Origin of the sequence: uncultured Nocardioides sp., from assembly GCF_947488025.1 — a bacterium.
Classification (GTDB): domain Bacteria; phylum Actinomycetota; class Actinomycetes; order Propionibacteriales; family Nocardioidaceae; genus Nocardioides.
In genome coordinates this window covers 488495-515405 of the sequence record NZ_CANKYS010000002.1, presented here as the reverse complement: position 1 = coordinate 515405, position 26911 = coordinate 488495, and the positions used below count along the sequence as shown (strand labels likewise).

Below are 26911 nucleotides of genomic sequence, written 5' to 3'. Positions count from 1 at the left end.
GACCTACGCGACCATCACCCGGCCGGCAGCGCGACGTGTCGCCGGCCGGGCTGCGTCGGTGGACACGTGCTCCCACGCGGCGGCGAGACGTCGTACGGCCTCGGTGAGGTCGTCGGGGGAGGCGGTCCAGGGGATCCGGACGAAGCGGTCGAGGCCGCCCTCCACCGCGAACACCGGCCCCGGCGCGACGACCACCCCGCGGCGCTCGGCCTCGGCCGTCGTCGCGGTGCCGAGCGCCTCCGGCAGCTCGCACCACAGCGCGAGCCCGCCGTCGGGGACCCGGAAGCGCCACGAGGGAAGGTGCTCGTGGACGGCCGCGACGAGGGCGTCGCGGCCGGTGAGCAGCCGTTCGCGGTGCACCGGCAGCACCTCGTCGGCCCGGTCGAGCAGGTCGGCGAGCACCAGCTGCTCGAAGACCGGAGCGCCCAGGTCGAGGCCGATGCGCGCCTGCAGCAGGCGGTCCATCTCGGCGAGCGGCGCCCGCACCCAGCCCAGGCGCAGCCCGCCCCAGAACGACTTGCTCGCGCTGCCGATCGTGATCGCGTCGGGGGCGTAGGCCGCCAGCGGCCGCGGCATGTCATCGGCCAGGCCCGGTCGCAGGGCGAGCGCCTGGTGGGCCTCGTCGGCGACGACCGTGGTGCGCGTGCGGGCCAGGGCCCGGGCGAGCTCCTCGCGCTGGCCGTCGCTCATCAGCTGCCCGGTCGGGTTCTGGAAGTCGGGGATCAGGTAGGCCAGGCGGGGCGAGGTCTGGCGGAGCGTGGCGGCCAGCGCGTCGAAGTCCCAGCCGTCGGGATCGACCGTGGCTGGGACCAGGCGCGCCCCCGCGTGCCGCACCGCCTGGGTGGCGTTGGGATAGGTCGGCGACTCGACGACGACCCGCTCGCCCGGTGCGGTGAAGGCCTGCGCCACGACGGACGCCGCCGCCAGGGCGCCGGCGGTGACCATCACCTGCTCGGGCACGGTCGGCACCCCGCGGGCCGCGTAGGCAGCGGCGATCCGCGCCTGGAGCGCGGGCACGCCGAGCGGGAAGTAGCCCGGTCCGCTGAGGTAGGCCGGCAGCTGCTCGGTGGCGCGCTGGTAGGCCTCGACGAGCCCGGGCGGCGCGGAGTGTGCCGCGCAGTTCAGGTCGATGACGTCCTCGCCACCGGTGCCGGGCATCAGCGACCGGTCGTGCGCGCGGCGCTGCCCGCCCGGCACGGTGGTGAACGTGCCCGACCCGCGGCGCGCCTCGGCGTACCCGGACTCCCGCAGCACCTCGTAGGCCCGCGTCACCGTGGTGCGCGAGACGTCGAGGGCGGCGGTGAGGTCGCGCTCGCTCGGCAGTCGTACGTCGATGCCGATCCGGCCGTCGCCGATGAGGACGCGCAGGCTCTCGGCGAGCCCGAGGTAGGCGGGGGAGCGCGGGAACTCACCGACGAGGGTGGCTACGCGTTGTGACGTGACGACCCGGCTCATGCAGGCCACTGTTCCACGATTGGCTATGTCCGACAAGGCCAATCAGGGTCAAGATGGCGTCATGACCCGCACCACCCCCTCAGGAGCCACCACCGCCACCGCCAGCGCCCCCCGCGGCGTCCTCGTCGACCTCGGGCCGGTCGCCCAGCTGCGCGCCGGACGTCTGGCCCGGCGCCTGCCCCAGCTCTACGTCGGGCTCTTCCTCTACGGCGTCTCGCTGGCGCTGATGGTGCGCGGCGCGCTCGGCCTGGCGCCGTGGGACGTCCTGCACTCCGGCTTCGTCCGCCACGTCCCGATGACCCTCGGCCAGGCGGTCGTGCTCTTCAGCTTCGTGGTGCTGGTGCTGTGGATCCCGCTGCGCGAGACGCCGGGTCTCGGCACGATCAGCAACGCCGTCGTCGTCGGCCTCTCCGCCGACGCCACCCTCGCCGTCCTCGACCGCCCCGAGGCGATCGCGGGCCGGCTCGGTCTGATGGTGGGCGGCGTGCTGCTGTGCGGCCTGGCGAGCGCGCTCTACATCGGTGCGCAGCTCGGGCGCGGCCCGCGCGACGGCCTGATGACGGGGCTCGCGCGACGTACCGGCCTCTCGCTGCGACTCGTCCGCACCGGCCTCGAGGTCGCCGTCGTGGTCATCGGCCTGCTCCTCGGCGGCGTCCTCGGCGTGGGCACGGTGGTCTACGCCCTCGCGATCGGTCCGCTCACCCAGCTGATGCTCCCGTGGTTCACCGTCGACCTGATGGCCCCGGCCGAGGGCTGATCCCGCCCGCACCGCCCGCCCCGACCACCCGGGCCTCGCCCTCGCGGCGCGGGTCGGCGACGGCCTCGAGCGTCCCGTCGGCCCGGGTCAGTGCGGCTCCGACGCCACCGAAGTACATCGACAGCTCGTCCTCCATGCGCACGACCTCGTCGGGCAGCCCGGCCCGGTGGACGTGCACCCGGGGATGCGCCACGGCGGCCCCGAGGTCGAGCCCGCCGTTGACGAAGCCCGCCAGGGCACACACGACGGCGGTGGTGATGCGGTCGGCGCCCGGCGAGCCGATCGCCAGCGTCGCCCCGTCGTCGTGGCGTCCGACGACCGGGGCCATGTTGGACAGCAGCCGCGAGCCCGGAGGCACGTGCCGGGCGGGCGGGTTGAGCTCCTGCTCGCCGAGGCAGTTGTTGAGCCAGATCCCGGTGCCGGCGGCGATCATGCCGGCGCCGTAGCCCGACGACACCGTGAGGGAGCAGGCCGAGCCGTCGGCGTCCGTGACCGACACGTGGGCCGTCGAGCTCGACTCGAGCACCGCCCTGTGGTCGGCGTCGACCCGGTCGAGCCACGCGCGCGACGCGTCGGTGAGGTCGGTGGCGACCTCGAGGACCTCGCGACGGTGGCCGAGGACGGCCCGCTGCACCCGGACGAGGTGGGCGACGTCGTGGGCGTCCCACCCGGCCCTCGGCCGGTCCTCCATCAGGCGCAGCATGGCCGCGAGGACGACGCCACCGACCGAGGGCGCCGTCGTGGTCGCCAGGCTCCAGCCGTGGACGCGGGTCGTCAGCGGCTCGCGGACGACGGGTGCGTACGCCGCCAGGTCGGCGCGGCCGAGCAGGCCGCCGCGGGCGCCGACGTCGGCCGCGATCGCGTCGGCGAGGTCTCCCTCGTGGAGCGCGCGCGGGCCGACGGACGCGACGTGCTCCAAGGTCGTCGCGAGGTCGGCGACGACGACACGCTCCTTCGTCAGCCGGCCCGCGGCGTCGTGCAGGGCATCGTGGCTGGCCGGGTCCCACCCGAAGATCGACTCGTGGACGTGGCGCAGGTAGTAGCGCGACGCCGAGCCCAGGACGAAGCCGTCGCGCGCGACGTCGATCGCCGGCCCCACGAGCTCCGCCCACGGGAGGCGACCGTCGCGCGCGTGCGCCTCGCCGAAGGCCGCCAGGGAACCGTGCGTGGCGACCGAGCCGGCGCCGATCGTGATCTCCACCCCGCCGCCGTACTCCGTCGACACGTCCCAGGTCCGGGGCGGGGGAGACGCGGGGTCGCGGCCGATGCCGGGCCGGTCCATCCAGCCGTCGACGGTGTAGGCGGCGCCTGCGGCCGGCTGCACCGTGACGAAGCCGCCCGAGCTCAGCGAGACGAGCCCGACCTCGGTGACCATGGCGACCAGCGCGGCCGCGATCGCGGCATCCACCGCCGAGCCGCCCGCGCGGGCGATCACCTCGGCTGCGTCCGCGGCCTCCGGGCTCGGAGCCGCGACGGCGAGGGGTCTCACGACAGGCGCTCGGCGGGTCTCGGCGGGTCTCGGCGGGTCTCGGCCGGGCTCAGCGCCGGGTGGCGATGACGGCGGACGCGTCGGCGGCGACCATCACCTCGACCGCGGTGAACCGCTCGTCGGTGAGCCACTGCTCGCGCAGCGTGTCGACGCGGCCGTAGGTGATCGGCGGCCACGACTCGCACGGAGCGAAGTCGTCGAGCACCACGATGCCGCCGGGCTCGACGAGGTCGATGACGGCGTCGACGCCCACCTCGGACGGCGTGCCGGAGTCGAGGAAGAGCAGGGAGAAGGGGCCGTGCTCGCGCAGCACGCTCCAGTCGGCCGCGAGCACCTCGACCTTCGCGTCGTCGGTGAAGATCGCAGACGCCGCGCCGGCCAGCGACTCGTCGAGCTCGGCGGTGAGGATCCGCGCCCCGTTGCGTACGCCGCTGCGCAGCCACGCGGTGCCGACGCCGCAGCCGGTGCCGAACTCGGCCATCGTCCCGCCCCGCGTCGCGGCGAGGGTCGCGAGGAGGCGCCCGGTCTCGTTGCGGCAGAACGCGACGTAGCCGGCCTGGCGGCACACGTCGAAGGCGCGCTGGACGATGTCGGGGAGATCCGGAGGAGCAGACATGAGGTCGCCGAGTCTGTCACTCCTCGTCCGTGATCCCACTGGACGGTCCGGCGTCTCACGATCTGACACGTTCACGGAAACCCCGTGCGGCGGCCGCTCCGCCGGTCGTACAGTCGTCCCATCATGCGGAGCGTGTTCGTACTTATCGATCGCCGCGGCGAGGCCTGACAGAGAGGCCACCTCGTCGCGGTGTTCGGCGTTGACGAGGTTCCGCCGCCCGGCCTTTCGCCCCTCCGCCGAGCGCCTGCTCGGCCGAGCTCGAAGCCACCGCCTTCGCGGCGGGTCCGCCGCAGTCCTGCGCGATCCGCACGCTCGTCGGCCGGCAGCCGGGCCCGGGCGATCCCCGACGTCCTGCTTCCCTCCCCGCCGCGGTGTCGGCGGCTTCGGGCTCACCCCACCACCAGTCCACACAGGAGTGAGACCCATGTACGCGATGTATCCCGACACCTGGGGCCCGGCGGCCCACGACCCCGAGAACCCGCGCAGCGCCGAGAACACCGCGGTCGCCGTCCAGACCGCGCTTGACCTGCGAGACGGCGGCGGCCAGCGTCCGGACGACAACTAACGTTCGCCGCATGCCTGACTCCGCGCAGACCCCAGCCGCCCGCGACACCGGGAGCCCGACCCTCGCCGTCATCCCCGGCGACGGCATCGGCCCCGAGGTGACGGCCGAGGCCCTCAAGGTCCTCGAGGTCGCCGCGCCGGTGAAGTTCGAGCCGACGCGCTACGACCTGGGCGCCGAGCGCTACCTCGCGACCGGCGAGGTGCTGCCCGACTCGGTGCTCGCGGAGATCCGCGAGCACGACGCGATCCTGCTCGGTGCCGTCGGTGGCAGGCCCAACGACCCCAACCTGCCGCCCGGCATCCTCGAGCGCGGCCTGCTCCTCAAGCTGCGCTTCGAGCTCGACCACTACGTCAACCTCCGCCCCTCGCGCCTCTTCCCGGGCTCGGTCTCACCCCTGGCCGACCACGTGCTGGGCAAGGGCGACATCGACTTCGTCGTCGTGCGGGAGGGCACCGAGGGCCCCTACACGGGCAACGGCGGCGCCCTCCGCGTCGGCACCCCGGCGGAGGTCGCGACCGAGGTGTCGGTCAACACCGCGTACGGCGTCGAGCGGGTGGTCCGGGACGCCTTCGCCCGGGCGGAGAAGCGGCCGCGCAAGAAGATCACGCTGGTCCACAAGACCAACGTCCTGGTCAACGCCGGCTCGCTCTGGTGGCGCCTCTTCGAGCAGGTCGCTGCGGAGCACCCCGACGTCACGACCGACTACATCCACATCGACGCGGCCATGATCTTCATGGCCACCGACCCCGCCCGCTTCGACGTGATCGTCACCGACAACCTCTTCGGCGACATCATCACCGACCTCGCCGCCGCCATCACCGGCGGCATCGGGCTGGCCGCCTCCGGCAACGTCAACCCCGACCGGACCGCCCCCTCCATGTTCGAGCCCGTCCACGGCTCGGCGCCCGACATCGCCGGGCAGCAGAAGGCCGACCCGACCGCCGCGATCCTCTCCGGCGCGCTCCTGCTCGACCACCTCGGCCACGCCGATGCGGCCGCCGCGATCGAGGCGGCCGTGCTGGCCGACCTCACCGAGCGCGACCCGGGCACGAGCCGTCGTACGAGCGAGGTCGGGGACGCCATCGCCGCCCGCCTCTGAGAGCCCGCCGACGGGTTCTGGAATAGGTTGACCCCATGCAGATCAGCACCACCGCCAACCCCGCCCCCGTCGACGACGCCCGGCTCGCGGAGATCCTCGCGAACCCCGGGTTCGGCCAGCACTTCACCGACCACATGCTCACGGTCGAGTGGACGCCCGAGGACGGGTGGCACGCCGCGCGCATCGAGCCCTACGGCCCGCTGACCCTCGACCCGGCCACCGCGGTGCTGCACTACGCGCAGGAGACCTTCGAGGGGATGAAGGCCTACCGCCACGACGACGGGTCGGTCTGGACCTTCCGTCCCGACCAGAACGCCGCCCGGATGGTGCGCTCCTCGCAGCGGCTGGCCTTCCCCGAGCTCCCGGTGGACGACTTCGTCGCCTGCGTGGACGCGCTCGTCGAGGCCGACCAGCGGTGGGTCCCCGACAACGCCTCGGGCGGGGGAGAGGGCGAGAAGTCGCTCTACCTGCGGCCCTTCATGTTCGCCTCCGAGGTCTTCCTCGGGGTCCGTCCCGCGCAGCACGTGACCTTCATGGTCATCGCCTCGCCGGCGGGCGCCTACTTCAAGGGCGGCATCAAGCCCGTCAACCTGTGGCTGTCGGAGACCTTCACCCGCGCCGGTCGCGGTGGCATGGGCGCGGCCAAGACCGGTGGCAACTACGCCGCGTCGCTCGCCGCGCAGCGTGAGGCGATCGAGCAGGGGTGCGACCAGGTCGTCTTCCTCGACGACCAGGAGTTCCGCTACATCGAGGAGCTCGGCGGGATGAACCTCTTCTTCGTCCATGCCGACGGCCACATCGTCACCCCCGAGACCGGGACGATCCTCGAGGGCATCACCCGCGCCTCGATCATCGAGCTGGCCGGCAAGCTCGGCCACGCGGTGGAGGAGCGGAAGTTCTCCATCGACGAGTGGCGCGACGGCGTCGCGTCGGGGGAGATCACCGAGGTGTTCGCGTGCGGCACCGCCGCCGTCGTCACCCCCGTCGGTGAGCTGCGCTCGCCGCACGGCATCACCCCCGCCCCTGCCAGCACCGAGCTCACCATGCAGATCCGGGACGCGCTCGTCGGGATGCAGTTCGGGCGCGCCGATGACACCTTCGGCTGGATGCACCGGGTCGTGTGAGCGAGGACCAGTCCTCCTGCACGGGGTCGGCGGCGTTCGAGGCGCAGAGCTCGCGCTCGCTGCGCGACTTCATCCGGACCGAGTCCGGCTCCGCCGGCATGCTCGTGGTCGCCGCGCTCGTCGCGCTGGTCTGGGCGAACTCGCCGTGGTCGCAGTCCTACGTCGACCTCTGGCACACCGAGGTGTCCCTCCGGTTCGGTGACGGCGGCCTGTCGATGGACCTGCACCACTGGATCAACGACGGCCTGATGGTCGTGTTCTTCTTCGTCATCGGCCTCGAGGTCCGCAAGGAGTTCGCCATCGGGGAGCTCGTCGACCGCAGTCGCGTCGTGGTGCCGCTCGTCGCCGGTGTCATGGGCATGCTCGTGCCGGCCGCGATCTTCCTGGCGCTCAACCCGTCCGGCGAGGCCGCTGCCGGCTGGGGTGCCGTCATCGGGACCGACACCGCCTTCCTGCTCGGCGTGATGGCGCTGGTGGGTCCAGCGGTGTCGACGCAGCTGCGGATCTTCCTGCTGACGCTCACCGTCATCGACGACATCGTGGCCGTCAGCGTCATCGGGGTCGTCTACTCCGACGACCTGTCCCTCGGCGCCCTGGCCGTCGCCGCGGCCTGCCTGCTCGTGCTGGTGGGTCTCGATCGCGCGGGTGTGTGGCAGGCGGCGCCCTACGTGCTGGTGGTGCTGGTGCTGTGGTTCGCCACGCTGCAGTCCGGCGTGCACGCTTCGATCGCCGGCATGCTCAGCGGCCTGCTCGTCCCGGCGCTCGACCCGCGCCGGTCCGACGTCGAGGACGCCGCTCGGAGCTTCCGCGCCTTCCGGCAGTCGCCGATGCCCGGCGTCCAGCGGGCCGCGCGCCGGTCGCTGACGCGCGCCATCTCGGTCAACGAGCGACTGCAGGAGGCGCTGCACACCCCGACCAGCCACGTCGTCGTACCCGTGTTCGCGCTCGCCAACGCGGGGGTCGACCTGCGCGACGGCGTCCTGGGCGACGCCCTCGGCTCGCGGCTGATGTGGGGCATCGTGCTGGGCCTCGTCGTCGGCAAGGCGCTCGGCATCTTCCTGGGCGCCTGGACGAGCGTCCGCCTGGGCTGGGGCCGACTGCCGCAGGGCGTCGGACTCGGTCACACCCTCGCCGGCGGCGCGCTCTCGGGCATCGGGTTCACCGTGTCGCTGCTCATCATCAGCCTCGCCTTCGAGTCCTCCCGGCTCCAGGACCAGGCGCGCGTCGGCGTGCTGCTGGCCGCCGCGCTGGCGAGCCTGGCCGGCTGGCTGGCCTTCCGCTTCGCTGCCCGCTTCCTCGGCCAGCGCGACGCCGCCCTGCCGACCCACCTCAGCCGGCCGGTCGATCCGGCGTACGACCACATCTCCGGACCGGTCGACGCCCCGCTGACCCTGGTGGAGTACCTCGACTTCGAGTGCCCCTTCTGTGCCCGGGTCAGCGGGGTCGGCAACGAGCTCCGCGCCCACTTCGGCGACCGGCTGCGCTACGTCACCCGGCACCTGCCGCTGCCGGTGCACCCGCACGCCGAGCTGGCCGCGCTGGGCGCGGAGGCCGCGGCCCGCCAGGGTCGCTACTGGGACATGCACGACGTGCTCTTCGCGCACCAGGACGAGCTCGAGCTGGCGGACCTCGTCGGCTACGCCGCCGACCTCGACCTCGACGTCGAGGCGTTCCTCCGCGACCTCGAGGACGAGGACCTGGCCCGGCACGTCGCGCACGACGTCGCCTCGGCGGAGGAGAGCGGCGTGCGCGGCACCCCGACGTTCTTCGTCGGCGACACCCGCCACATCGGTCCCCACGACGCCCGGACGCTGATCGCGGCGCTCGAGGCGGCGACGCCGATGACTCGGCCGATCGGCTGATCCGCGCCGGCCTGCGGGCCGATGTGTCGTACGCCCGGCGAGACGAGGCTCGTCGCCATGACGACGACCTCCTCCGACCGCACCGGCCCACCGGTCGCCCGACCCCGTCCCCGCCGCGAGTGGTGGATCCCCGCGAGCCTGCTGGCGCTCACCTTCGTGCCGGTGGTCGCGGGGGCCGCCCGGCTGGTGGACCTGTCATCGGGACGCACGAGCGAGAACGCCCGCTTCTTCGACCTCCCGGTCCCGGTCGTGGTGCACATCATCGGAGCGACGACGTACTGCGTGCTCGGTGCCTTCCAGTTCATGCCGTCCCTCCGTCGCCGACGTCCGCGCTGGCACCGCTGGAGCGGTCGCGTGCTCGTCCCGGCCGGCCTCGCTGCCGCCGTGAGCGGGCTGGTGATGGCGGTGTCCGACGACCTGCCGGTCCACGACAACGCCGCGCTCATGTGGCTCCGACTGGTGTTCGGCACCCTCATGGCGGTCGGGCTCGTGCTCGGCCTCGCGGCGATCCGCAGTCGCGACGTGCGCGGCCACCAGCGGTGGATGGCGAGGTCGTACGCCGTCGCGCAGGGCGCGGGCACGCAGGCGCTCGTCCTCGGGCCGATGGTCCTCGTCGACCAGCCGGGCGGTGCCCTCAAGGCGACCGGGATGGGGTTCGCGTGGGTGCTCAACCTGGCGGTCGCGGAGTGGTTGGTGCGGCGCTCGCAGGCGCGTCAGTCGAGCCGTCGGGTCTGGTAGGCCCACAGCGCGAGCTCGACCCGGTTGCGCACGCCGAGCTTGGCCATGAGCGAGCCGAGGTGCGTCTTGACGGTGCTGAGCGAGATGTAGAGCTCGGCGGCCACCTCGTGGTTGGTCAGGCCGCGGGCGACGGCGACCAGCACCTGCTCCTCCCGTTCGGTCAGGGGCGTCGTGGGCTGCGGGGGAGTGTCACGGCCGGCGAAGCTGCGCAGCAGGCGCGTCGTCACGGTGGGCGCGATCAGGGAACCGCCGTCGGCCGCCGCCCGCACCGCGTGGGTGAGCAGCTGGGGGCCGCAGTCCTTGAGCAGGAAGCCGCGCGCGCCGGCGAGCAGCGCGCCGTAGACGTAGTCGTCGAGGTCGAAGGTGGTCACCACGACCACCGCCATCGGGTCGGCGACGTCCGGTCCGGCCAGCGCGCGCGTCGCCTCGATGCCGTTGAGCCGGGGCATGCGGATGTCGAGCAGGCACACGTCCGGACGCAGCGCACGCGCCTGCTCGACGGCGTCCTGGCCGTCGACGGCCGTGGCGACGACCTCGATGCCGTCCTGGGCGCCGAGGATCATCGCGAGCCCGGTGCGGACGATCTCCTGGTCGTCGGCGACCAGCACGCGCAGGGTCATCGGACCTCCTCGAGCGGGAGCCGCGCGGTGACGCGCCAGCCGACCAGCGGGGCCAGCGACCCGGCCTCGAGACGGCCGCCGAGCAGGGCGGCCCGCTCGGTCATCCCGGCGATGCCGAACCCGTCGCCGCTGCCTGTCGACCCGCGACCGTCGTCGGTGACGACGAGCTCGACGCAGTCCGGCTCGCGGGCGACCCGCACCTGGACGAAGGTGGCGTCACGGGCGTGCCGGCGGGCGTTGGCGACCGCCTCCTGGGCGATGCGCTGGAGCGCGGCGGCGGCGGTGGGGGACAGGCCGTCGAGGTCGCCGTCGACCGCGACCTCCACCGTCGGTCCGGGTCCGCTGCTCGCCAGGCCGAGGAGGTCGTCCAGCGGTCGCTCGCGCGGCTCGTCGTCGGTCCGGAGCATCCGCAGCACCTTCCGGGTCTCGGCCAGCGTGCGCGTCGCCTCCTCGTCGATGCGGCGCAGGGCGTCCGCTGCCGCCTCGGGCTGCCGGTCGGCGACGGCGAGGCCGGCCTGCGCGCTGATCGCGATGGCGGTGAGGTGGTGGGCGACCGTGTCGTGGAGGTCGCGGGCCAGACGCTCCCGCTCGAGACGGCGTACGTCGTCGAGCTGCCGGGTGCGCAGCATGGACCGGGCGCGGCCAGCGGCGCCCAGCGCGACGGCGGCCACGACCACCGCGGTGCCGCCGATGCGGTCGGCGGCCGACACGTCCTGCGACACGAGGGAGATGCTCGCGACGACGAAGAAGAGGGTGAGACCCTCAGCGGCGCCCGCCCCCGACGCCCACCGGGCGAGGCTGTAGGGGATGAGGAGTGCCACGACGGCGGTGTTGAGGTCGCCCGGCGCCGACGCCGCGGTGGTCGACGTCACCACGAGCAGCGCCAGCATCACGGCCGCGAACGCTGACACCGTCAACAGCGGCATGGTCCGGCGCACCAGCAGCGTGGGCAGCCACGCCAGGAAGCCGGCGAGCGACAGCCACCGGAACGGCAGGTCCGTGCGCAGCACCGCCACCTCGATCACGGCCACGACGGCCGCCACGACCACGAAGGCGTAGTCGAGGGGCCCGGCCGGGCGGGCGTCCGGCGCCGCGGGCAACCGCCACACGGACAGGACCAGAGATCGGACGCGGGTGAGCACCCGAGCACGGTAGTGCGCTCTCGCCGTCCGCCGGATCGGCCGGATGGCCGAGGGGCAGCTCACGGCCGCCGGGACGCACAGTGGATGCAGGTGCGCGCGGCGGGCAGCGCGTCGAGTCGCGCGTCCCCGATCGCCGACCCACACACTTCGCAGGTGCCGTAGACGCCCGCATCGACCCGGGCGAGCGCGGCGTCGAGCTCGGCGAGGTGGTGTCGCACCTGGCGCACGAGCGCGCCGATCTGGGACCTCTCGAAGGCGATGGTCGTGCCCTCGGGGTCGTGCTCGTCGTCGGCGTTGGTGTCGAGGGACGCCGCGACGACCGCGTCGTAGTCACCGGTCAGGCTCGCGAGGCGCTGGATGGTCTGCTCGCGCTCGTGCTGGAGTCGCTGCCGGGGGTCGTCCACCACACCATGGTCGCCCACGGGGCCGACAGCGCCCCGCCGCGCGTGCCGGGATCGGGGCGCACCGCGGCTTCCGCCGTATCCTCGTGCCGTGACGACGTCCCCGAAGGCGCCGCCGCCCGGGCTCACCGTCGGCGGCTACGCGCTGCGCGCCCGCCTCGGCGAGGGCGGCATGGGCGTGGTGCACCTCGGGCAGAAGCCCGGGGAGCGTCCGGTGGCGATCAAGGTCCTGCGACCGCACGTCGTCGGCGACGACGAGGCGCGGCGCCGGCTGGCGCGCGAGGTGAGCTCGCTGAGCCGCATCCGCAGCCGTCGCATCGCCGAGATCGTCGACGCCGACCCGTTCGGCGAGATCCCCTTCGTCGCCACGCGCTACGTGCCCGGCCTCTCGCTCCACGACCACGTGCAGGAGGAGGGGGCGCTGCAGGGCGCCGACCTGCTCTGGTTCGCCGACTGCCTCGCCGAGGCGCTCGAGGCGGTCCACTCCGTCGGGGTGCTGCACCGCGACGTGAAGCCGTCCAACGTGATCATGGAGGGCCGCACGCCGATCCTGATCGACTTCGGCCTGGCCCGCGTCGCCGAGGACTCGCGGATCACGATGAACGGCTGGCTGCTCGGCACCCCCGGCTACCTCGCCCCCGAGATCCTCTACGGCGACGACGCCACCGCCGCGTCCGACGTGCATGCCTGGGCCGCCACGGTGGCGTACGCCGGCACCGGTCGCGCGCCCTACGGCCGCGGGCCGTCCGTGGCGGTGATGGACCGCGTCCGGCGTGGCGAGCACTACCTGACCGGCCTGGACCCCGTCGTGGTCGAGCTCGTCGAGGAGGCGCTCGCACCCGACCCCGCGGACCGGCCCTCGCTCGAGGAGGTGCGCGACTGGCTCGAGGACCTCGGGACGCCCGCGGCCGAGGAGCGCCACCACGAGGCGAGCCCGGTCACGCTGCCCTACGTCGCCGGTGTCCGCCAGGACCTGGAGGCCCCGACCCGTGTCGGCAGCGCGGCCGCGCTGGCGGAGCCGGTCCCCGCCGCGCTCCACGCGCCAGAGGGCCACGAGCCGGTCCATGAGCCGGTCGACGAGCCGGTCCACTGGTCCCACGACTGGGACCGCCCCGAGCACGACGACACCGTCGGGTGGGGCGACGCCGGGACGCTCCCGCACCGCCAGACCCGCGTCCTCCCGGACGGTTCGACCGAGCACGTGACCGACTACGGACCGCCCGCCCGACCGCGCGTGCCCGCCGGCCAGCGGATGCGCCGCTCGCTCACGCTCCTCGCGGCCGGTGGCGTCGTCGCCGGCGCGATCACCTTCGCCCCCTACGTCACGCTCGCCGTCCTCTTCGTCCTCGTGTGGCTGCTGCGCAGCGGCTCGCTGGCCGCGGCGTCCGCCGGCAACCGCCGCTACCGTCGCGGCGCGAGGTGGTACGACGGCATCCAGGTGCTGCTCGCCGCCCCGTGGCACGCGGTGGCCGGTCTCGGCGGCTCCCTCGTGCTCTTCCTCTGGAGCGCCGGGATCGCCTGCGCGGTCGCGCTCCTCTGCTTCGCGGCGTCGCTGTCGCTGACGACCTCGCTCGCCGTGATCGGCGCGATGTTCGCGCTGTCGACCTGGTGGGGGCCGGGGTCGGAGCGGCTGCGCTCGCCGGTCCACCGCCTCGTCGACCCGCTCGCTCGTCGCGGCGTGCCGTGGCTGCTCGTCACCCTGCTGGTCGCCGCCACGGGCTCCGGCCTCGGTGCCGCGGCGTCGGCGCAGGGCACCAGCTGGACGCCGTACGACGCCGCCCCCTTCTCCGACGTGAGGCTCCCCGGCTGGCTGTGACGGACCTCGCCGTTCAGGTGGGCCCTCACGGGGTACCTAGCGTGCCCACGCACCTGACAGCAGGAGGACCGATGAGCTCCGACCAGCCCGACATCGCCACCGAGATCGGCACCGACCCGGCAGTGGACGTCACCGGGGACAGCACCGACAACGAGAGCTACCACGGCTACAGCGTCGACGACGAGAACCAGCCCCAGGGCGACGGCGACAGCCTCGTCGACGACCGGGGTCTCGCCGAGCCGCTGGACGAGGGCTACTCGCCGCCGGAGAAGTGGTCGGCGGCGCAGGGCTACGGCAACACCCCGCTCGAGGAGATCCAGGGCGAGTCGCTCGACCAGCGGGTCGACCAGGAGGTCGCCGAGCCCGACCCGTACGAGGTCGCCGACGAGGAGGCCGCGCGTGGTGACCTGGCCGCGATGGTGGCCGAGGACTCGAGCGAGGGCGAGGCCGTCCAGGCCGACGTCGAGGGCGCCGAGGGTGAGCGCGCGGGACGCCTGGTCGCCGCGGACGAAGGTGTGCGGACCGACACCGAGAAGGACCTCGTCGCCGAGGACGTGGGGATCGACGGTGCCGCGGCCGGCGCCGAAGAAGCGGCCGTGCACGTGGTCGAGGACCCCGACCGACCGTAGGCGACGACCACGAGAGCCCCCGACCCGAGGTCGGGGGCTCTCGCGTCGTCCCGACGGCCTGCTCCACCCGAAAGTGGGTCTTCTCCCGACCCGCCGCGCGGGCATACGGTCCCCTCAACCGACTCACGTGAAGGGGACCCCCCATGCGCCTCAGCAGCACCCCTGCCCTACGACGCCTCGGCGTCGCGGCCACTGCCCTCGCCCTCGGGATGGGCATGTCGACGCCGTCGTTCGCGGCGCCCGCCAAGGACAAGGCGACCGACTGCATCGACTACGGCGAGATCGCAGCCGCGCCGGCCGGCACCATCCCGCGCGACGACCTCCACGTCGTGCACAAGGACCCGCTCGCCCAGGCGGCGAAGGCGCGCACGACCTCGCGCAGGTCCGCCAAAGGCAAGCCCGGCACGACAGTGTCGGCCGCTGCGTTCGAGCCCGTCACCGTCCCGGTGCGCTTCCACGTGATCGCCAAGGACCGCGGCCAGGAGGGCGGCGACCTCTCCCGTGCCCGCATCGACGAGCAGATCCGGGTGCTCAACGAGGCCTACGCCCCGCACGGCTTCTCCTTCGAGCTCGAGGAGGTGACGCGCACCTACGAGCCGCAGTGGTTCAACCTGATCTCCTCCAACGGCGCCGAGCCGCGCTACTTCCGCGGTGGCGGCAAGGAGGTGGCGATGAAGAAGGCGCTCTACGGTGACAGCACCTCGGAGACGCTCAACATCTACTCCGCCTCGCTCGGCCAGTCGCTCCTCGGCTGGGCCTACTTCCCCTCCGACTTCGACGTCGAGGCCACGGCCGGCAACCCGCTCCCGCAGTACCGCGACGGCGTCGTCGTCGACTACCGCAGCCTGCCGAGCGTCCCGGGCGACACCGGTGACACCAGCGTCTACCCGACCTACGGCGAGGGCGACACTGCGACCCACGAGGTCGGCCACTGGCTCGAGCTCTACCACACGTTCCAGGGCGGGTGCGCCGAGCCGGGTGACTACGTCGCGGACACCGCCCCCGAGGCGTCGCCTGCCTTCCAGTGCCCGGTCGGGCGCGACACGTGCGCCGGCGGGGGACTCGACCCGATCACCAACTTCATGGACTACACCTACGACTCCTGCATGACCCAGTTCACCAACGGCCAGGCCACTCGCATGCAGATGGCGTGGACGGAGTACCGCGCGCTCGGGTGACCTGACGGTCCGGTCACGACCGGCGGAACTGTACGAGAACTGTGCGGGTCGCTGGTCGTGGTCGGCGTCGGCCGGAGACGGTGGACTGGCCCACATCCGGGGGGATGCACGGGCCCCGGGCGTCACTCGTGGGGGGCGGCGCCCGGGGCACGCGTGTGCGTGCCGACCGGATGCCGAGACGTACGTCTCAGGGGTGAGGGATCGGTGGCACCATGGACTCGTGACCACCTGCACCACCATCATCATTTCCTAGCGCGACGGGACCCCCGCCGCGCCTACCTCCTGCACCCCAGGAGGTTTTTTTCTGCCCCACCGCCGCCCCCACACTCGCGACCGAGAGACCTCCGATGGACCTGCACGGCTCGTTCCACGTCTACGACACCACCCTGCGCGACGGCGCCCAGCAGGAGGGCCTCAACCTCTCGGTCGCCGACAAGCTGTCCATCGCCAAGCAGCTCGACGGCCTCGGCGTGGGCTACATCGAGGGCGGCTGGCCGGGGGCGAACCCCAAGGACACTGAGTTCTTCCGCCGCGCCCGCGACGAGCTCGACCTCGAGCACGCGCGGCTCGCGGCCTTCGGTGCGACGCGCCGGGCCGGCGTACGTGCCGCGGACGACCCGCTCGTCGCGGCCCTCCGCGACTCCGGGGCTGGCGTGGTCACCCTCGTGGCGAAGTCGCACGACCGGCACGTCGAGCTCGCCCTGCGCACCACGCTCGAGGAGAACCTCGCGATGGTGCGCGACACGGTCACGCACCTGCGCGAGGAGGGCCAGACGGTCTTCCTCGACGCCGAGCACTTCTTCGACGGCTACCGCGCCAACCGGGCCTACGCCCTGGAGGTGCTGCGCACCGCCGCCGAGGCCGGCGCCGAGGTGGTCGCGCTGTGCGACACCAACGGCGGCATGCTGCCCGACTGGGTCTCCGACGTCGTGCTCGACGTGGTCGGGACGACCGGCGCCCGGGTCGGCATCCACGCCCACAACGACAGCGGCTGCGCGGTGGCCAACTCGCTGGCCGCCGTCGCCGCCGGCGCGACCCACGTCCAGGGCTGCATCAACGGCTACGGCGAGCGGACCGGCAACGCCGACCTGGTCACCGTCGTGGCCAACCTCGAGCTCAAGCTGGACCGCGCCGTCCTGCCCCAGGGCCTGCTCCGTGAGGCCACCCGCATCGCCCACGCGGTCGCGGAGGTCACCAACGTCCCGCCGGCCTCACGCCAGCCCTACGTCGGCACGTCCGCGTTCGCGCACAAGGCGGGCCTGCACGCGAGCGCCATCAAGGTCGATCCCGATCTCTACCAGCACCTCGACCCGCTCGTCGTCGGCAACGACATGCGCCTGCTCGTCTCCGACATGGCAGGGCGCGCCTCCATCGAGCTCAAGGGCCGCGAGCTCGGCTACGACCTCTCCGACGACAGGGAGCTCGTCACGCGGGTGACCGAACGCGTCAAGGCGATGGAGCAGCGCGGCCACACCTTCGAGGCAGCGGATGCCTCGTTCGAGCTGCTGCTGGCCGAGGAGGTCGAGGGCACCCGGCCGTCCTACTTCGACGTCGAGTCGTGGCGCGTGATCACCGAGACCCGGACGCAGGGCGAGGCCGTCTCCGAGGCGACGGTGAAGCTCCGGGCCGAGGGGGTGCGCTACGTCGTCACCGGCGAGGGCAACGGCCCCGTCAACGCCCTCGACGCCGCGCTGCGCGAGGCCATCGGCCAGGCCTTCCCCGAGGTCGCGAAGTTCGAGCTGATCGACTACAAGGTGCGCATCCTCGACCAGGGGCACGGCACCGACGCGATCACCCGCGTGCTCATCGAGACCACGGACGGGGAGTCGTCGTGGGTCACCGTCGGTGTCGGCGCCAACGTGATCGAGGCGTCGTGGGGGGCGCTCGTCGACGGGCTCACCTTCGGGCTGCGCCGCCACCACCGCTGAGGGGCGGCAGGGTCAGGCGCCGACCACGCGGCGTACGAGGTCGTCCCACCCGGCCTCGATCCGCTCGAGCGCGATGTGCTCGGCGTTGACCTGCTGGTCCAGCACGACCATCTCCAGCGGCGCGAGGAGCGCGGTGGCGAGCATCAGCAGGTCCCCGGTGACCCCGAGCTCACCCAGCAGGTAGCGGACGTGCATGTTGGCGAACGAGACGGCGGCAGCCGACCGGGCGCCGGGACGACCGGCGGCCGCGATGAGCTCGGCGTGGGTCAGGTTGGTCCGCAGGCGGGAGTGCCCGAAGGCGAGCAGCCGGTCCAGCGGTGGGGCGCCGGGCCCCAGCGGCGGCGGACCCGAGATGACTTGTCCCTGCCACGCCGTCTCGGACTCGTTGAGCACCGCGGCCATCAGCCCCTCGCGGCTCTCGAAGCGCCGGAACAGGGTGCCCTTGCCGACCCCCGCCTCGGCGGCGACCGTGTCCATCGTCACGCACCCGACCCCCCGCGTCCGCACCAGGCGCAGCGCCGCTGCGAGGATCGCCTCGCGGTTGCGCGCCGCGTCGGCCCGCTCCGGCGCGGGCTCGTCGGCCAGCGGCAGCAGGTGGGTCACCCCGCCAGCCTAGGTCTCGAGAAACATCGGCCGCACCGGAATAGAAGCGGACCGCGGTCCGTTTCGACGGGTATGACCACTCAGAAGCAGACCCGTGTCGCCGTCCTCCTCGGCTCCAACCGCGCCGGCTCGCTCAACCGTCGCATCGCCGAGCACCTCCGCGACCACGCCCCCGCAGGTGTCACCGTCGACGTCGTCCAGGGCCTCGACGCCGTCCCGTTCTACACCGAGGAGCTCGACGGCGACGCCGCGCCGGCCGCCGCCACCGCCCTGCGTGAGGCCGTCGCCGGAGCCGACCGCGTGCTGGCCGTGACGCCGGAGTACAACGGCACCATGCCGGCCGTCCTCAACAACGCCATCGACTGGCTCTCGCGCCCCTACGGCCAGGGCGCCATCGTCGGCAAGCCCTTCGCGGCCATCGGCGCCACCCCCACGCCGTACGGCGGCAAGTGGTCGCACGAGCACGCCCGCCACTCGGCCACCATCGCCGGCGCCGTCGTGGTGGAGGGCATCGTCGTCGACGAGCCCGCCCTCGAGGGCGACCCGCTGCAGGACGAGGCGGCCGTGCAGCGCTTCCTCGGCGCCCTCGACGCCCTCGTCGCGCACGAGGTCGTCGTCGCCGCCTGACGGGCGCTAGGTTCGGCCGTGTGCTCCACGACCTGACCGCGCTCGAGCAGGGTGACGCCGTACGCCGTGGCGAGGTGTCGCCGCTCGAGCTGGTCGAGCACTACGCCGGCCGTGCCGGCTCGATCGAGGTGGGCGCCTTCATCACGCCGACGCACGAGCTGGCGCGTGAGCACGCGCGACGGCTGACCACCCAGCTGGCGGAGGAGGGGCGCCCCCCGGACGCAGGTCCGTTGTGGGGCGTCCCGACGGGCATCAAGGACCTCCATCCCACGGCCGGGGTCCGCACCACCTTCGGCTCGGCGGCGTACGACGACTTCGTGCCGGATGCCTCCGACGACCTCGTCCTCACCGTCGAGGCCGCCGGCATGCCGAGCCTGGGCAAGACCAACACCCCGGAGTTCGGGTCGCCCTGCTACACCGAGCCCGACGTCGCCCCACCGGCCGTCACGCCCTGGGACACCTCGCGCACCGCCGGCGGCTCGTCCGGTGGAGCCGCGGCGGCGGTCGCCGCCGGGCTGCTGCCGGTCGCGCCCGGGTCCGACGGGGGCGGGTCGATCCGGATCCCTGCCTCGTGCTGCGGCCTGGTCGGTCTCAAGCCCTCACGCGGACGGATCAGCGGAGCGCCCCGCTACGGCGACCCCGTGGGGCTCGCGACCGCCGGGACCCTGGCCCGCACGGTGCGCGACGCCGCCGCGCTGCTCGACGTGCTGGCAGGCCGCCGGGTCGGTGACCCCTACTGGGCGCCCGAGCCCTCGGGCACCTTCCTCGAGGCGTGCGACCGCGCGCCGGGACGGCTCCGGGTCGCCCGCTTCATCGCACCGGTCATCGCCGACGTCGACGTCCACCCGGCGTCGGTGGCCGCGTGGGACGACGCCTCCCGCCTGCTCGAGTCGCTCGGCCACGACGTCGAGGACGTGCCCGTGCCCATCCCGCGCGACGCCGTGGCCGACTTCGAGACCTGCTGGGCGGTGCTGACCGCCCTGTCGCCCGCACCGCCCGGCCGCGAGGACCGGCTGCGTCCGCTGACCCGATGGCTGGGCGGTCTCGGCCACGCCGTCAGCGGACCCGACTTCGGGCTCGCGATCGGCCGCCTGCGGCAGCACGCCGCGGCCGCGCTCGCCGCGCTGGCGTCGTACGACGTCGTCCTCACGCCCACCCTCGCGAGCCCGCCCGTCCAGGTCGGGGCGCTGCGCGACGACGCCGACCCGGCCCGCGACTTCGCCGACCAGAAGGCCTTCACGCCGTGGACCAGCGCCTGGAACGTGACCGGCATGCCGGCCGTGTCGTTGCCGCTGCACTGGACCGACGACGGCCTGCCGGTCGGCGTGATGCTCGCCGCGCGACCGGCGGAGGAGGAGCTGCTGCTCTCCGTGGCCGCGCAGGTCGAGACCGCGGCGCCGTGGGCCGATCGGCGGCCACCCGGCTGGTGACCGGCTGACGCCGGCTCAGTCGCCGATCCCGCGCGCATGCAGGGCGTCACCGGTGTCGCGCGCCCGCGCGACCACGCGGACCACGAACGGGATCAGCCGGGCCCGCGGCGAGCGCTCCAGCCCGCGCGCGAGCGCCGCATCGCGTGACTCCTCGGCGAGCGCGATCGTCGTGGGGATGGCGCGGAGCATCAGGGAGAACGCCAGCGCCACCGCCTCGGGGTCGACGCCCACCCGGCGCAGCGGCCGCAGTCCGCGCGCGACCGCGTCCATCACCTCGTCGACCGGCGTGGTGACGGTCATCGTCGTGGCGAGCAGGATGAGGGTGACCAGGTCGCCGACGACCTCGATCGCGCGCGGCCAGCCGTTCTGCCAGACGGTCCATGCGCCGAGGACCGCCGCGGTCAGCAGCAGCCAGCGCATCGCGCGCAGGGTGAGGCCGAGCCGCGCGCCCGACCAGACCAGCAGAGCCGCGGCGACGGCGACGAAGACCAGTGCCGACACCGGACCCCGGGCCGCGACCACCACGATGCTGGCCACCATCAGGCCGAGCAGCTTGGCGCCGGCCGGGAGCCGGTGGAGCACCGTCGTTCCCGGTTGGTGCAGGCCGAGGAGCTGGGCGCTCATCGTCGGGTGGTCATGCGGTCGCCCGGTAGTGGTCGAGGACCGCGGACGGGTCGCCGTCGCGCTCCACCCTGCCGTCGCGGACCAGCAGCACCCGGTCGCACCGGGCGGCCAGGTCGAGGTCGTGGGTGACGACGACGACCTGCTGCTCGAGGCCGAGCAGCAGGTCGCCGATGCGGCGGCTGTTGCCGAGGTCGAGCAGGGTCGTCGGCTCGTCGGCCACGAGGATCGACGGCTCGGTCGCGAGCACCCCCGCCAGGGCGAGGAGCTGTCCCTCGCCGCCGGAGAGCCCGTGCACGCTGCGGTCCCCGAAGCCGTCCAGGCCGAAGTCGGCCAGCACCCGGTCGGCCGCGGCGAGACGCTCGGCCTTGTCGGGGTGCGTGCGCCGCAGCGACAGGGCGACGTCCTCGCGGGCGGTCGGCATGACGAGCTGGGCCGCCGGGTCGGTGAACACGAACCCCACCCGGCGGCGTACGTCCCGGCCGTCTCGCGCCACGTCGAGGCCCTCGACCACCACCCGACCGGTCGACGGCCGGACGAGCCCGTTGAGGAGCCGCGCGATCGTCGACTTCCCCGACCCGTTGGGGCCGACGAGCGCGACCCGGTGCTCGGTCAGCTCCAGCGAGGTCTCGTGGAGGATGCGCCGCTCGCCGTCGTGGGTCGGGACCGAGACGGTGACCTGTTCGAGACGGATCCCGCTCACGCGGTGGGCGTGCCCTCGGGCTGGCCCTGGTCGGCGGGCTCCCGCGTCGTCGGGCGGTCGAGCAGGTCGGGGAAGGCGCGGTGGACAGCGGTGGCGACGAGCGCCATGGCGATGTTCTTGAGGACGTCGCCGATCCAGAAGATCTTGTCGACGTCCCAGGCCTGGGCCCAGGTGAGGTCGGCGCGCAGGACGAGGCCGGCCATGCCGAGGGTGTGGATGCACAGCGCCGAGCTGACGATCCCGGCGCAGAAGATCGCGACCGGGCTGACCAGCGAGCGGCGGGGGAGTCGTTCGACGATGGCGCCACACAGGCCGGCCGCCAGCGGGAAGCCGATCAGGTAGCCGGCCGTGGGGCCGGTCAGCACGGCGAGACCGGCCGCCCCGCCGGAGAAGATCGGCAGCCCCGCCGCGCCCGCCACGACGTAGAGCAGCACGGCGAGGAAGCCGCGCCGCATGCCGAGCACGGCGCCGGACAGCAGCACCGCGAAGGTCTGCAGGGTGATCGGCACGGGTCCGGCGACCTTGATGGCCGGCAGCAGGGCGCACACCGCGACGAGGGCCGCGAAGGCGGCGATCAGGGCGACGTCGGTGCCGGGGTTGCGGCGAGTGCTCATGGGGTGTTTCCTCTACCTGAACGGTGATCAGTTGAACGGCGTTCAGGTTAGGGTCGCCGGAGCGTCGCGTCAACGCCCGGCGCCGAGGGAGCCGGAGCAGAGGGAGGGGGTACGTCGTGCCGCACCGCCGCGCGGACGTGCTCGAGCAGGCCGTCACCCTGCTCGACACCCACGGGCTCGCCGCCCTCACCATGCGTCGCCTCGGCGCGGAGCTCGACGTCCAGCCGAGCGCGATCTACCACCACTTCCCGAGCAAGCAGGCGCTGCTCGCGGCCGTCGCCGACGAGATCCTGGCCCGCGGCGCACGACCCCGTACGGCGTCGGAGTGGCCCGACCGGCTGCGCGAGGTGTGCTCCGAGCTGCGGCACGCGATGCTCGCGTGCACCGACGGCGCCGACGTCGTCGCGACGGCGTGGGCCTTCGGCCTCGGTGCCGCCGCACCGGTGGCGGAGCTGGAGAAGGTGCTCACCGAGGCCGACGTGCCCGCGGAGCTGGTTCCCGTCGCCTCGCGCACCCTCGTCCACTACGTCTTCGGCCACGCCTTCGAGGAGCAGACCGCCCGGCAGGCCGTCGGCCTCGGCGCCGTCGAGCGCTCGCTCGACTCCCTGCCCGACTTCGACCTCGGGCTCGACCTGGTCATCGACGGCCTGCGGGCCCGCCTCGTCTGAACGTCGCCGCCGCCCCACCCTCGTCATCGTCGGTATCTAGGGACGAAATGGTGGCCACCAGGTCGGTTTGCCTACCGTTTCGTCCCTAGATACCGCCCGGGGGCCGGGGTCAGCCCGTCGTGTCAGCCCGTCGTGTCAGCCCGACGTGTCGACGTCAGCGCCGTGCAGCTCGGCGAGCAGCACGGCGCCGGCGAGGTCGAGCCGCGTCCGCTTCAGCTCGGCCGCCGACAGGTCGACGCCGTCGAGGCTCGCACCGCGCAGGTCGGTGCGGTCGAGCCTCGCCTGCCGCAGCACGGCGCGGTCCAGCCGGGCCCGGGCGAGCGAGGTCAGGGTGAGGTCCGACATCGACAGGTCGGCCTCGCGGAGGTCCACCCCGGTGAGGTTGAGGCGGGAGAGGTTGGCGCCGCGGATCGTCACGCCGAGCCACGACCCGCCGACGACGGTGAGCGGGCGCAGGGTGCACTCGGCGAAGACCGAGCCGACCAGCTTGCACCCGTCGAGCGTCGCGTCGAAGAACGACGTACGCCGGAAGTCGCACCCGACGAAGGCGGTGGCGGTGTGGACCGAGGCGTTGAACCGCCCGCCGTGGAAGGTGCACCGCTCGAAGGTGGCCCCCGACGTCGTGGTCTCGGAGAGGTCGACGTCGGTGAAGGTGCAGTCGACGAAGCGTGCGGCGCCGAGGTCGTCGCCGTACCAGTCCTCGCCGCGGACGTGCTGGCCGGTCGCTGTCCGGGGCTCGGTCACGGCGCCCACCGTAGTCGTGGGGCCGGGGGGCCGGGACGGATAGGGTCGTCCCGTGATCGCGTCCCACCAGCACCGCTTCATCTTCCTCAAGACCCGCAAGACGGCGGGCACGAGCGTGGAGATCGCGTTGTCCAAGGTGTGCGGACCCGACGACATCATCACCGAGATCAGCCCCGAGGACGAGGAGCTCCGACAGGCCGCCGGGGGACGTCCGCCGCAGAACTTCCAGTCCCCGCCGCTGCCGCGCAAGGCCTACAACCACATGGGCGCCAAGGCGACCCGCGACCTCGTCGGCCCCGACGTCTTCGCCGACTACTTCACCTTCGCGATCGAGCGCAACCCGTGGGACGCGGTCGTCTCGCTCTACTTCTGGAAGTACAAGGACCGGCCCGAGCTGCCGGACTTCGAGGCCTACGTCCAGGAGATCTGGATCGAGCAGCTCGCCAACAACCGTCGCCTCTACCGCATCCGCGGCAAGATGGCGCTCGACCGCGTGCTGCGCTACGAGAACCTCGACTCCGAGCTCCGCGACGTCTGGGAGCACCTGGGGCTGCCCGGTGAGCCGGACCTGCCCCGCGCCAAGGGCAACGCCCGGCCGGCCGGTCACTACCGCGAGCTGTACACGCCCGCCTCCAAGCAGCGTGTCGCGACGGTGTTCGCCGACACCATCGACGCCTTCGGCTACGAGTTCTGAGGTGGTGCCCATGACGTCGACACCCGGTCCCCGGTGGGCGAGCCCGACCACCGCGGTGGTCGTCGGCGTCGTGGCCGCCTTCGCCATCGCCACGCCCATTGCGATCGAGCTCGACGCACGGATCGACCGCACCCGGCCGATGTACGACGACCGCGGTCAGATGGAGTGGCTGCAGTACCAGAGCGTGCTGTCCACCGGGCAGGGCGTGGCCCTCGACCTCGCCGCCGGAGAGTCGGCGGACGTCGCCGGCGAGCAGTTCACCCCGTCGGCCGGGGTGGACGTCGAGGTGCGCACCGAGGTCGCCGACCGTCCGTGCGTCCGGGTGAGCAACGACCACGGCGACGTCTCGGAGTGGGCGTGCCTCGACCCCGAGAGCCCGCCCGTCGACCCAGACCCCGAGGTCGTCGACCCCGCCGTCTGAGCGCGCGAGCTCAGCCCGGCACGGCCGCCAGCAGCCGCTCGCACTCCTCGACCAGCCGCGCCCGCAGCGGAGCACCGCGCTCGGCGAACTCGCGCTGCGCCTCGACGTACGCCGCCTTGCCCTCCGTCGTCTCGATCCGCACCGGCTCGAAGCCGAGGTCCGCGAGGTCGTAGGGCGCGGCGCGCATGTCGAGCACCCGGATGTCGCGGGCCAGCTCGAAGCAGTCGGCCACCAGGTCGCTGGCGACCATCGGCGTGAGCCGGAAGGCGTGCTTGTAGAGGTCCATCCCGGCGTGCAGGCAGCCGGGCTGCTCGAACGCGGGCCGGTCGTCACGCGCCGGCTGCAGGGTGTTGAGCGGGCGGGCGGTGGGGGTGAAGAAGCGGAACGCGTCGAAGTGCGAGCAGGCGATCCGGTGCGACTCCACGACCGCGTCGGTGCCCTCGGCGCCGAGGCGCAGGGGCCAGTCGTGCCGGGTGCCGTGCTGCGCCGAGCGGTGCACCATCGCCCACTCGTGCAGGCCGAGGCAGCCGAGCTGCGGCGCGCGGGCGGCGGTGGCGGTCAGCAGTGCGTGCAGCTGGGTGAGCAGCGGCCGCTGCGAGGCGACGTACGCCTCCGCGACCCGGGTCGTGTGCGCAGCCCCGTGGCGATTGCTACCGCGACCGCACTCGACCTGCTCGTAGCCCTTGAGGCCGGCGTGGTCGTCGGCGTCCTCGAGCGCAACGCCGAAACCGGGGTGCCAGCGGCGCAGCTGGGCGGGCCGCTGGGAGTAGTAGGTGAAGAGGAAGTCGTGGACGGGGTGCTTCACCTGGTCGGCACGACGGGTGAGGTGCGGCTGGACGAAGTCGTCGACGCGGGCCGCGTGGGCCTCGGCGAGGGGACGCCACTCGGAGGTCGACAGCACGTGCACTGCGCCAAGGCTAGTGCGGGGGAGCGGTCGCCGCCGCTTCGAGGCCCTCGACGTGCGGCCGATGCTGGGTGGACACTGCCGGGATGGATCGCACCGCCGGCCTCGAGAGGGCGTACGCGCACGCGCTCGGGTGGCTCGACTCGCTCGCCGCGCGACCGGTCCCGCCGGCCATGACCGCCGAGCAGGTGCTCGCCCGCCTCGACCGGCGCCTCCAGGACGGGCCGACCGACCCTGCGGCGGTCGTCGACGAGCTGGCCGAGGCGTGCGAGCCCGGGCTGACCGCGATGTCCGGTGGACGGTTCTTCGGCTTCGTCATCGGCGGCACGCACCCGGCCGCCCTGGCGGTGGACTGGCTGGTCAGCGCGTGGGACCAGAACTCCGGGCTGCGGATGCTGACGCCGTCGCACTCCGCGGTCGAGGACGTGGCGGAGGCCTGGGTCGTCGACCTGCTCGGCCTCCCGGCCGGCAGTGCCGTCGGCTTCGTCACCGGGGGCACGATGGCCAACTTCACCTGCCTCGCCGCCGGGCGTGACGAGGTGTTGCGGCGGGTGGACTGGGACGTCGCCGAGCGCGGGCTGGTGGGCTCGCCGGGCGTACGCGTCCTGGTCGGGGCCGAGCGCCACGACACCATCGACCTCAGCCTGCGCTACCTCGGGCTCGGTGCGCCCGAGCCGGTGGCCGTCGACGACCAGGGACGCATCGAGGCGGCCGCCCTGGCAGCAGCCCTCGACGCGGGTGACGGACGTCCGACGGTGGTGTGCCTGCAGGCGGGCAACGTGCACTCCGGTGCGTTCGACCCCTTCGACGCGGCGATCGCTGCCGCCCACGACGCGGGCGCGTGGGTGCACGTCGACGGTGCGTTCGGCCTCTTCGCGGGCGCCTCGCCGCGCCACCGCCACCTCCTGGCAGGCGCCGACCGCGCCGACTCGTGGGCGACCGACGCCCACAAGACCCTCAACGTGCCCTACGACTGCGGGCTCGCGATCGTCCGCGACCGGGCAGCCCTGCGCGCCGCCATGGGCATGCACGGCGACTACCTCATCCACGACGCCGCGGGCGAGCCGTTCGACAAGGTGCCCGAGATCAGCCGGCGCGGTCGCGCCTTCCCCGTCTGGGCGGTGCTCCGGGCACTGGGGCGCGACGGCGTGGCCGAGCTCGTCGACGGCTTCTGCGACCACGCGGCCGCCTTCGCCGAGGGGATCGCGGCGATCGAGGGCGCGCAGGTCCTCAACGACGTGGAGTTCACCCAGGTGTGCGCCTCCTTCGGCGACGACGAGCGCACCCGGGCCGTGGTCGACGCGATGCTCGCGGAGGGGACGGCCTGGACCACCGGCTCCCGGTGGCACGGCCAGGCGGTGCTCCGGGTCAGCGTGAGCAACTGGTCCACGACCTTCGACGACGTCGCCTCCAGCCTGGCCGCGCTGCACCGCGCGGCGGGCCACTAGCCGCTCCCGACGTCG

The 26911-nt window shown here is 73.6% G+C and carries 28 protein-coding genes; 16 read left to right on the top strand and 12 right to left on the bottom strand.

Features of this window, described 5'->3' with window-relative positions:
* Nucleotides 1-3: 3 nt before the first annotated feature.
* Nucleotides 4-1455, bottom strand: coding sequence for a PLP-dependent aminotransferase family protein (locus tag Q1B24_RS05865; RefSeq protein WP_299924634.1), 1452 nt, complete (start codon nucleotides 1453-1455; stop codon nucleotides 4-6).
* Between the two features lie 61 nt (nucleotides 1456-1516).
* Here Q1B24_RS05865 and Q1B24_RS05860 point away from each other — a divergent pair, with 61 nt between their 5' ends.
* Nucleotides 1517-2212, top strand: coding sequence for a hypothetical protein (locus Q1B24_RS05860; RefSeq protein ID WP_299924631.1), 696 nt, complete (start codon nucleotides 1517-1519; stop codon nucleotides 2210-2212).
* On the opposite strand, the gene Q1B24_RS05855 is transcribed toward Q1B24_RS05860, so the two are convergent.
* Both Q1B24_RS05855 and Q1B24_RS05850 read right to left on the bottom strand, forming a co-directional pair.
* On the bottom strand, nucleotides 2178-3701 hold the full coding sequence (locus tag Q1B24_RS05855; RefSeq protein ID WP_299924628.1) for a gamma-glutamyltransferase: 1524 nt from the start codon (nucleotides 3699-3701) through the stop codon (nucleotides 2178-2180). The two genes, Q1B24_RS05860 and Q1B24_RS05855, sit on opposite strands and share 35 nt — an antisense overlap.
* Before the next feature lie 49 nt (nucleotides 3702-3750).
* Nucleotides 3751-4317 (bottom strand): class I SAM-dependent methyltransferase, encoded by a 567-nt coding sequence (locus Q1B24_RS05850; protein ID WP_299924626.1) that lies wholly within the window; start codon nucleotides 4315-4317, stop codon nucleotides 3751-3753.
* Between the two features lie 424 nt (nucleotides 4318-4741).
* On the opposite strand from Q1B24_RS05850, the gene Q1B24_RS05845 reads away from it, so the two are divergent.
* Genes Q1B24_RS05845 through Q1B24_RS05825 form a run of 5 tightly spaced genes read left to right on the top strand, consistent with a single transcriptional unit; the run spans nucleotide 4742 to nucleotide 9705 of the window.
* Nucleotides 4742-4882 carry a hypothetical protein gene (locus Q1B24_RS05845; RefSeq protein WP_172259057.1) on the top strand — a complete coding sequence of 47 codons (141 nt, stop codon included), beginning with the start codon at nucleotides 4742-4744 and terminating at the stop codon, nucleotides 4880-4882.
* Nucleotides 4883-4892: 10 nt separating this feature from the next.
* Complete coding sequence (locus Q1B24_RS05840; RefSeq protein WP_299924622.1) at nucleotides 4893-5981, top strand: 3-isopropylmalate dehydrogenase; 1089 nt, start codon at nucleotides 4893-4895, stop codon at nucleotides 5979-5981.
* Nucleotides 5982-6016: 35 nt separating this feature from the next.
* On the top strand, nucleotides 6017-7105 hold the full coding sequence (locus tag Q1B24_RS05835; RefSeq protein WP_299924620.1) for a branched-chain amino acid aminotransferase: 1089 nt from the start codon (nucleotides 6017-6019) through the stop codon (nucleotides 7103-7105).
* The gene (gene nhaA, locus Q1B24_RS05830; protein WP_299924617.1) at nucleotides 7102-8967 is read left to right on the top strand and encodes a Na+/H+ antiporter NhaA; all 1866 of its coding nucleotides are present in this window, start codon (nucleotides 7102-7104) and stop codon (nucleotides 8965-8967) included. Before Q1B24_RS05835 ends, nhaA begins: the two co-directional genes overlap by 4 nt.
* A gap of 57 nt (nucleotides 8968-9024) precedes the next feature.
* Entirely contained in the window at nucleotides 9025-9705 is a 681-nt protein-coding gene (locus Q1B24_RS05825) for a DUF2306 domain-containing protein (protein WP_299924614.1), read from the top strand.
* On the opposite strand, the gene Q1B24_RS05820 is transcribed toward Q1B24_RS05825, so the two are convergent.
* From Q1B24_RS05820 to Q1B24_RS05810, 3 genes are read right to left on the bottom strand one after another with little or no spacing between them, the layout of a single operon-like run.
* Nucleotides 9681-10325, bottom strand: a complete 645-nt coding sequence (locus Q1B24_RS05820; protein WP_299924611.1) for a response regulator transcription factor — start codon at nucleotides 10323-10325, stop codon at nucleotides 9681-9683. The genes Q1B24_RS05825 and Q1B24_RS05820 overlap by 25 nt on opposite strands.
* Nucleotides 10322-11467 (bottom strand): histidine kinase, encoded by a 1146-nt coding sequence (locus Q1B24_RS05815; protein WP_299924609.1) that lies wholly within the window; start codon nucleotides 11465-11467, stop codon nucleotides 10322-10324. Before Q1B24_RS05815 ends, Q1B24_RS05820 begins: the two co-directional genes overlap by 4 nt.
* 59 nt (nucleotides 11468-11526) lie before the next feature.
* The gene (locus Q1B24_RS05810; RefSeq protein WP_299924607.1) at nucleotides 11527-11871 is read right to left on the bottom strand and encodes a TraR/DksA C4-type zinc finger protein; all 345 of its coding nucleotides are present in this window, start codon (nucleotides 11869-11871) and stop codon (nucleotides 11527-11529) included.
* Nucleotides 11872-11959: 88 nt separating this feature from the next.
* Between Q1B24_RS05810 and Q1B24_RS05805 the strand changes: the two genes are divergently transcribed.
* The 4 genes from Q1B24_RS05805 (at nucleotide 11960) to cimA (ending at nucleotide 17419) form a co-directional block, all read left to right on the top strand.
* Complete coding sequence (locus Q1B24_RS05805) at nucleotides 11960-13684, top strand: protein kinase (protein WP_299924604.1); 1725 nt, start codon at nucleotides 11960-11962, stop codon at nucleotides 13682-13684.
* Between the two features lie 71 nt (nucleotides 13685-13755).
* Nucleotides 13756-14313, top strand: a complete 558-nt coding sequence (locus Q1B24_RS05800) for a DUF5709 domain-containing protein (RefSeq protein ID WP_299924601.1) — start codon at nucleotides 13756-13758, stop codon at nucleotides 14311-14313.
* A 143-nt stretch (nucleotides 14314-14456) separates the two neighbouring features.
* Nucleotides 14457-15491, top strand: coding sequence for a zinc metalloprotease (locus Q1B24_RS05795; RefSeq protein WP_299924598.1), 1035 nt, complete (start codon nucleotides 14457-14459; stop codon nucleotides 15489-15491).
* 347 nt (nucleotides 15492-15838) lie between these two features.
* Entirely contained in the window at nucleotides 15839-17419 is a 1581-nt protein-coding gene (cimA, locus tag Q1B24_RS05790; protein WP_299924595.1) for a citramalate synthase, read from the top strand.
* A 12-nt stretch (nucleotides 17420-17431) separates the two neighbouring features.
* Here the strand turns inward: cimA and Q1B24_RS05785 are convergent, their stop codons facing one another.
* On the bottom strand, nucleotides 17432-18022 hold the full coding sequence (locus tag Q1B24_RS05785; protein ID WP_299924592.1) for a TetR/AcrR family transcriptional regulator: 591 nt from the start codon (nucleotides 18020-18022) through the stop codon (nucleotides 17432-17434).
* A gap of 72 nt (nucleotides 18023-18094) precedes the next feature.
* Between Q1B24_RS05785 and Q1B24_RS05780 the strand changes: the two genes are divergently transcribed.
* On the top strand, nucleotides 18095-18649 hold the full coding sequence (locus Q1B24_RS05780) for an NAD(P)H-dependent oxidoreductase (RefSeq protein ID WP_299924589.1): 555 nt from the start codon (nucleotides 18095-18097) through the stop codon (nucleotides 18647-18649).
* Between the two features lie 20 nt (nucleotides 18650-18669).
* Nucleotides 18670-20079 carry an amidase gene (locus tag Q1B24_RS05775; protein WP_299924586.1) on the top strand — a complete coding sequence of 470 codons (1410 nt, stop codon included), beginning with the start codon at nucleotides 18670-18672 and terminating at the stop codon, nucleotides 20077-20079.
* A 15-nt stretch (nucleotides 20080-20094) separates the two neighbouring features.
* On the opposite strand, the gene Q1B24_RS05770 is transcribed toward Q1B24_RS05775, so the two are convergent.
* Genes Q1B24_RS05770 through Q1B24_RS05760 form a run of 3 tightly spaced genes read right to left on the bottom strand, consistent with a single transcriptional unit; the run spans nucleotide 20095 to nucleotide 22017 of the window.
* The gene (locus Q1B24_RS05770) at nucleotides 20095-20703 is read right to left on the bottom strand and encodes an energy-coupling factor transporter transmembrane protein EcfT (protein WP_299924583.1); all 609 of its coding nucleotides are present in this window, start codon (nucleotides 20701-20703) and stop codon (nucleotides 20095-20097) included.
* Between the two features lie 10 nt (nucleotides 20704-20713).
* Nucleotides 20714-21403 carry an ABC transporter ATP-binding protein gene (locus tag Q1B24_RS05765; protein ID WP_299924580.1) on the bottom strand — a complete coding sequence of 230 codons (690 nt, stop codon included), beginning with the start codon at nucleotides 21401-21403 and terminating at the stop codon, nucleotides 20714-20716.
* Nucleotides 21400-22017: a biotin transporter BioY gene (locus tag Q1B24_RS05760; RefSeq protein WP_299924577.1), complete on the bottom strand. Its 618-nt coding sequence runs from the start codon at nucleotides 22015-22017 to the stop codon at nucleotides 21400-21402. The genes Q1B24_RS05765 and Q1B24_RS05760 overlap by 4 nt, the downstream gene beginning before the upstream one ends.
* Before the next feature lie 116 nt (nucleotides 22018-22133).
* Between Q1B24_RS05760 and Q1B24_RS05755 the strand changes: the two genes are divergently transcribed.
* Complete coding sequence (locus tag Q1B24_RS05755; protein ID WP_299924574.1) at nucleotides 22134-22685, top strand: TetR family transcriptional regulator; 552 nt, start codon at nucleotides 22134-22136, stop codon at nucleotides 22683-22685.
* 135 nt (nucleotides 22686-22820) lie between these two features.
* Here the strand turns inward: Q1B24_RS05755 and Q1B24_RS05750 are convergent, their stop codons facing one another.
* Nucleotides 22821-23429 (bottom strand): pentapeptide repeat-containing protein, encoded by a 609-nt coding sequence (locus Q1B24_RS05750; RefSeq protein WP_299924571.1) that lies wholly within the window; start codon nucleotides 23427-23429, stop codon nucleotides 22821-22823.
* A 52-nt stretch (nucleotides 23430-23481) separates the two neighbouring features.
* On the opposite strand from Q1B24_RS05750, the gene Q1B24_RS05745 reads away from it, so the two are divergent.
* Nucleotides 23482-24123 carry a sulfotransferase family 2 domain-containing protein gene (locus Q1B24_RS05745; protein WP_299924569.1) on the top strand — a complete coding sequence of 214 codons (642 nt, stop codon included), beginning with the start codon at nucleotides 23482-23484 and terminating at the stop codon, nucleotides 24121-24123.
* Nucleotides 24124-24133: 10 nt separating this feature from the next.
* On the top strand, nucleotides 24134-24544 hold the full coding sequence (locus Q1B24_RS05740) for a hypothetical protein (protein WP_299924565.1): 411 nt from the start codon (nucleotides 24134-24136) through the stop codon (nucleotides 24542-24544).
* Nucleotides 24545-24554: 10 nt separating this feature from the next.
* Here the strand turns inward: Q1B24_RS05740 and Q1B24_RS05735 are convergent, their stop codons facing one another.
* Nucleotides 24555-25451 (bottom strand): 3-methyladenine DNA glycosylase, encoded by an 897-nt coding sequence (locus tag Q1B24_RS05735; protein ID WP_299924562.1) that lies wholly within the window; start codon nucleotides 25449-25451, stop codon nucleotides 24555-24557.
* An 83-nt stretch (nucleotides 25452-25534) separates the two neighbouring features.
* Between Q1B24_RS05735 and Q1B24_RS05730 the strand changes: the two genes are divergently transcribed.
* Nucleotides 25535-26896, top strand: a complete 1362-nt coding sequence (locus Q1B24_RS05730; protein WP_299924559.1) for an aminotransferase class V-fold PLP-dependent enzyme — start codon at nucleotides 25535-25537, stop codon at nucleotides 26894-26896.
* The last annotated feature ends 15 nt before the right edge of the window (nucleotides 26897-26911 follow it).

Bases quoted from the DNA above. Each gene is read 5' to 3' on its own strand.
- Q1B24_RS05865 (WP_299924634.1), bottom strand. From the start codon at position 1,455: ATGAGCCGGGTCGTCACGTCACAACGCGTAGCCACCCTCGTCGGTGAG.
- Q1B24_RS05860 (WP_299924631.1), top strand. From the start codon at position 1,517: ATGACCCGCACCACCCCCTCAGGAGCCACCACCGCCACCGCCAGCGCC.
- Q1B24_RS05850 (WP_299924626.1), bottom strand. From the start codon at position 4,317: ATGTCTGCTCCTCCGGATCTCCCCGACATCGTCCAGCGCGCCTTCGAC.
- Q1B24_RS05845 (WP_172259057.1), top strand. From the start codon at position 4,742: ATGTACGCGATGTATCCCGACACCTGGGGCCCGGCGGCCCACGACCCC.
- Q1B24_RS05840 (WP_299924622.1), top strand. From the start codon at position 4,893: ATGCCTGACTCCGCGCAGACCCCAGCCGCCCGCGACACCGGGAGCCCG.
- Q1B24_RS05835 (WP_299924620.1), top strand. From the start codon at position 6,017: ATGCAGATCAGCACCACCGCCAACCCCGCCCCCGTCGACGACGCCCGG.
- Q1B24_RS05825 (WP_299924614.1), top strand. From the start codon at position 9,025: ATGACGACGACCTCCTCCGACCGCACCGGCCCACCGGTCGCCCGACCC.
- Q1B24_RS05820 (WP_299924611.1), bottom strand. From the start codon at position 10,325: ATGACCCTGCGCGTGCTGGTCGCCGACGACCAGGAGATCGTCCGCACC.
- Q1B24_RS05800 (WP_299924601.1), top strand. From the start codon at position 13,756: ATGAGCTCCGACCAGCCCGACATCGCCACCGAGATCGGCACCGACCCG.
- Q1B24_RS05795 (WP_299924598.1), top strand. From the start codon at position 14,457: ATGCGCCTCAGCAGCACCCCTGCCCTACGACGCCTCGGCGTCGCGGCC.
- cimA (WP_299924595.1), top strand. From the start codon at position 15,839: ATGGACCTGCACGGCTCGTTCCACGTCTACGACACCACCCTGCGCGAC.
- Q1B24_RS05780 (WP_299924589.1), top strand. From the start codon at position 18,095: ATGACCACTCAGAAGCAGACCCGTGTCGCCGTCCTCCTCGGCTCCAAC.
- Q1B24_RS05770 (WP_299924583.1), bottom strand. From the start codon at position 20,703: ATGAGCGCCCAGCTCCTCGGCCTGCACCAACCGGGAACGACGGTGCTC.
- Q1B24_RS05760 (WP_299924577.1), bottom strand. From the start codon at position 22,017: ATGAGCACTCGCCGCAACCCCGGCACCGACGTCGCCCTGATCGCCGCC.
- Q1B24_RS05740 (WP_299924565.1), top strand. From the start codon at position 24,134: ATGACGTCGACACCCGGTCCCCGGTGGGCGAGCCCGACCACCGCGGTG.
- Q1B24_RS05730 (WP_299924559.1), top strand. From the start codon at position 25,535: ATGGATCGCACCGCCGGCCTCGAGAGGGCGTACGCGCACGCGCTCGGG.